The organism is Pseudomonas sp. 05N434, assembly GCF_056396965.1.
This window is the reverse complement of sequence record NZ_JBFTMK010000438.1, coordinates 1-4,332: the sequence shown is the minus strand read 5'-3', so window position 1 is coordinate 4,332 and position 4,332 is coordinate 1. Positions and strand designations below refer to the sequence as shown.

Sequence of the window (4,332 nt, the reverse complement as noted above, 5' to 3'; positions counted from 1 at the left end):
GTCGTTGCCTGGATGTTCGGTGGTTCATTGTCCGAGTACCTGGGCGGATACATTGCTACGCCGTCGGCTCGTGTTATCACGGGCTGTGCCATCATGTTTGTCGCCACTTTAATCGTAGGCGCAATGATCAATTATCTTATCGGCGAGTTGGTTCGCGTCACCGGGCTATCCGGGACCGATCGATTCCTCGGCATGGCTTTCGGCGGGGCGCGTGGCGTGTTGCTGGTGGTCGTGGCGGTCGGGCTGTTGAGCCTGGGGCCGGTACAGCAGGACGAGTGGTGGAAAGAGTCACAGCTCGTGCCAAAATTTCTATTGGTCGCAGACTGGTCCAAAAACCTGATCCTCGGGTGGAGCAGTCAGTGGCTTGCCAGCGGAATCAGCGTACCCGCTGATATTCCGTTCAAGGAGCACCTCTTGCCGACGGCCAAAACGCCTCAGTGAGTTGTGTTCAGTTCAGATCCATTAAGTAGGGGTTGCGTCGCATGTGTGGCATCGTCGGTATCGTCGGTAAGTCGAACGTCAATCAGGCGCTGTATGACGCGCTAACCGTCCTCCAGCACCGCGGCCAGGACGCTGCCGGTATCGTGACCAGCCACGATGGCCGGTTATTCCTGCGCAAGGACAATGGCCTGGTGCGTGACGTGTTCCATCAGCGTCACATGCAGCGCCTGGTCGGCCACATGGGCATTGGCCATGTGCGTTATCCGACCGCGGGCAGCTCGACCTCGGCCGAAGCTCAACCGTTTTACGTCAACTCGCCGTACGGCATCACCCTGGCGCACAACGGTAACCTGACCAACGTTGAACAATTGGCCAAGGAGATTTACGAATCTGACCTGCGCCACGTCAACACCAACTCCGATTCGGAAGTGCTGCTCAACGTGTTCGCACACGAGCTGGCCCAGCGTGGCAAGTTGCAGCCGACTGAAGAAGACGTGTTCGCGGCCGTCACCGACGTGCACAACCGTTGCGTCGGTGGTTACGCGGTCGTGGCGATGGTGACCGGTTATGGCATCGTCGGTTTCCGCGATCCGCACGGCATCCGCCCAATCGTTTTCGGTCAGCGTCACACCGATGAAGGCGTCGAGTACATGATCGCCTCCGAAAGCGTTTCGCTGGACGTGCTCGGTTTCACCCTGATTCGCGACCTGGCACCCGGCGAAGCGGTCTACATTACTGAAGACGGCAAGCTGCACACCCGTCAGTGCGCGACCAACCCGTCGCTGACCCCGTGCATCTTCGAACACGTCTACCTGGCACGTCCGGACTCGATCATCGACGGCGTTTCGGTTTACAAGGCCCGTCTGCGCATGGGCGAGAAGCTCGCCGAGAAGATCCTGCGCGAGMGTCCGGACCACGACATCGACGTGGTCATCCCGATTCCGGACACCAGCCGCACCGCGGCCCTGGAGCTGGCGAACCACTTGGGCGTCAAGTTCCGCGAAGGCTTCGTGAAGAACCGCTACATCGGTCGGACCTTCATCATGCCGGGTCAGGCTGCGCGGAAAAAATCCGTACGCCAGAAGCTCAACGCCATCGAACTGGAGTTCCGCGGCAAGAACGTGATGCTGGTGGACGACTCCATCGTTCGCGGCACCACCTGCAAGCAGATCATCCAGATGGCGCGCGAAGCCGGCGCCAAAAACGTCTATTTCTGCTCCGCGGCCCCGGCCGTGCGTTACCCGAACGTCTACGGCATCGACATGCCGAGCGCTCACGAGCTGATCGCCCACAACCGTTCGACCCAGGACGTGGCCGACCTGATCGGCGCTGACTGGTTGATCTATCAAGATCTGCCTGACTTGATCGAAGCGGTCGGTGGCGGCAAGATCAAGATCGACAAGTTCGATTGCGCGGTGTTCGATGGCCATTACGTCACCGGCGACGTCGACGAGGCTTACCTGAACAAGATCGAGCAGGCACGTAACGATGCCTCCAAGGTCAAGACCCAGGCAGTCAGTGCGATCATTGATCTGTACAACAACTGAGTAACTACCGGCCCTGAGGGGCCGGTTTTGTATCTACTAAATAAAGAGCAAGGCAAGGAGTGACAGCATGAGTCAGGATTGGGATGCCGGTCGGCTGGACAGCGACCTCGAAGGTGTAGCGTTCGATACCCTGGCCGTACGCGCCGGTCAGCACCGCACGCCGGAAGGCGAACACGGTGATCCGATGTTCTTCACTTCCAGCTACGTATTCCGTACCGCCGCCGACGCGGCTGCACGCTTTGCCGGTGAAGTACCAGGTAACGTTTACTCGCGCTACACCAACCCGACCGTGCGCGCATTCGAAGAGCGCATTGCCGCGCTGGAAAGCGCCGAGCAAGCCGTGGCTACGGCGACTGGCATGGCCGCGATCATGGCGGTGGTAATGAGTCTGTGCAGTGCCGGCGATCACGTGCTGGTGTCGCGCAGCGTGTTCGGCTCGACCATCAGTCTGTTCGAGAAGTACTTCAAGCGCTTTGGCATCGAAGTCGATTACGTAGCTCTGGCGGACTTGTCCGGCTGGGATGCGGCGATCAAGGCCAACACCAAATTGCTTTTCGTGGAATCGCCTTCCAACCCACTGGCCGAGCTGGTGGATATCACCGCCCTGTCGGAAATCGCTCACGCCAAGGGCGCGATGCTGGTGGTCGACAACTGCTTCTGCACGCCTGCGCTGCAGCAGCCACTGAAGCTGGGCGCGGACATTGTCGTGCACTCGGCGACCAAGTTCATCGACGGCCAGGGTCGTTGCATGGGCGGTGTCGTGGCGGGTCGCAGCGAGCAGATGAAGGAAGTCGTCGGTTTCCTGCGCACTGCCGGGCCGACCCTGAGTCCGTTCAATGCCTGGATTTTCCTCAAGGGCCTGGAAACGCTGAGCCTGCGCATGAAGGCGCATTGCGCCAATGCCCAGCAACTGGCTGAGTGGCTGGAGCAGCAGGACGGCATCGAGAAAGTCCATTACGCCGGCCTCAAGAGCCATCCGCAGCACGAACTGGCCCAGCGTCAGCAGAAGGGTTTCGGTGCAGTCGTGAGTTTTGAGGTCAAGGGCGGCAAAGAGGGCGCCTGGCGCTTTATCGATGCGACTCGCCTGATCTCCATTACCGCCAACCTGGGCGACAGCAAAACCACCATCACGCACCCGAGCACCACCTCTCACGGCCGTCTGGCGCCGCAAGAGCGTGAAGCTGCGGGGATTCGTGACAGCCTGATTCGCATTGCGGTCGGTCTGGAAGACGTGGCAGACCTGCAAGCCGATCTGGCGCGCGGGTTGGCTGCCTTGTGATTGAGTTGTCGTCGCCGACCACGGGTACCCATGGCCGCGTCGCGCTGGTCACCGGTGCCGCGCGCGGCATTGGCCTGGGCATTGCGGCCTGGCTGATCAGCGAAGGCTGGCAGGTGGTGTTGACCGATCTGGATCGCGAGCGTGGTTCGAAAGTGGCGAAGGTGCTCGGCGAAAACGCCTGGTTCATCGCCATGGACGTCGCGAATGAAGCGCAGGTGGCGCTGGGTGTGGCCGAGGTGCTGGGGCAGTTCGGGCGTCTGGATGCGCTGGTGTGCAATGCGGCGGTGGCCGATCCGCACAACATCACCCTGGAAAGCCTCGACCTGGCCTACTGGAACCGGGTGTTGGCAGTGAACCTCAGTGGGCCGATGCTGTTGGCCAAGCACTGTGCGCCGTACCTGCGCGCTCACAGCGGCGCGATCGTCAACCTGGCCTCGACCCGCGCCGCGCAGTCGGAACCCGACACAGAGGCTTATGCGGCGAGCAAGGGCGGCCTGTTGGCCCTGACTCACGCCCTGGCCATCAGTTTGGGGCCAGAGATTCGCGTCAATGCGGTCAGTCCCGGCTGGATCGATGCACGGGATCCAGCGGCACGGCGCGCCGAACCGCTGACTGACGCCGATCATGCGCAGCATCCGGCGGGCAGGGTAGGGACCGTCGAAGACGTGGCGGCAATGGTGGCCTGGTTGCTGTCGAAGAACGCTGGTTTTGTCACGGGCCAGGAGTTTGTGGTCGATGGTGGCATGACCAAGAAGATGATTTACAGCGAGTAACAGGGCAGGGGCGCTGTCCCCGGCGTTGATGTTGAATGTGTTGCCATCATCGTCGGCTCGCCGCCGAGAGTCGGGTCGCTCCCACATTAGAAAACCTGTTGTCTGAAGAGGCGCGGTCCACTGTGGGGGCGAGCGTGCTCGCGAAAGCGGTCTGGCGGTTGTCGGCCTCGTCCGGAATGACACGATTTTGTCTTTTTTAGAAAAACTTCAAGCGGGGTATTGACTTAGCTTCGGTACCTGCGTAAATTTCGCGGCCTCAGAGATGCAAAGGGTGATTAGCTCAGCTGGGAGA

The 4,332-nt window shown here is 60.8% G+C and carries 4 protein-coding genes; all 4 read left to right on the top strand.

Features of this window, described 5'->3' with window-relative positions; all coding sequences use genetic code 11:
* Positions 1 to 441: CvpA family protein (locus AC1DLB_RS22765; RefSeq protein WP_477785685.1), on the top strand; the 441-nt coding region annotated here is incomplete at its 5' end.
* A 41-nt stretch (positions 442 to 482) separates the two neighbouring features.
* On the top strand, positions 483 to 1,988 hold the full coding sequence (gene purF / locus AC1DLB_RS22760) for an amidophosphoribosyltransferase (protein WP_477785684.1): 1,506 nt from the start codon (positions 483 to 485) through the stop codon (positions 1,986 to 1,988).
* A gap of 67 nt (positions 1,989 to 2,055) precedes the next feature.
* Positions 2,056 to 3,267 carry an O-succinylhomoserine sulfhydrylase gene (locus AC1DLB_RS22755; protein WP_018928087.1) on the top strand — a complete coding sequence of 404 codons (1,212 nt, stop codon included), beginning with the start codon at positions 2,056 to 2,058 and terminating at the stop codon, positions 3,265 to 3,267.
* Positions 3,264 to 4,040 (top strand): SDR family oxidoreductase, encoded by a 777-nt coding sequence (locus AC1DLB_RS22750; RefSeq protein ID WP_018928086.1) that lies wholly within the window; start codon positions 3,264 to 3,266, stop codon positions 4,038 to 4,040. Before AC1DLB_RS22755 ends, AC1DLB_RS22750 begins: the two co-directional genes overlap by 4 nt.
* Positions 4,041 to 4,332 lie beyond the last annotated feature (292 nt).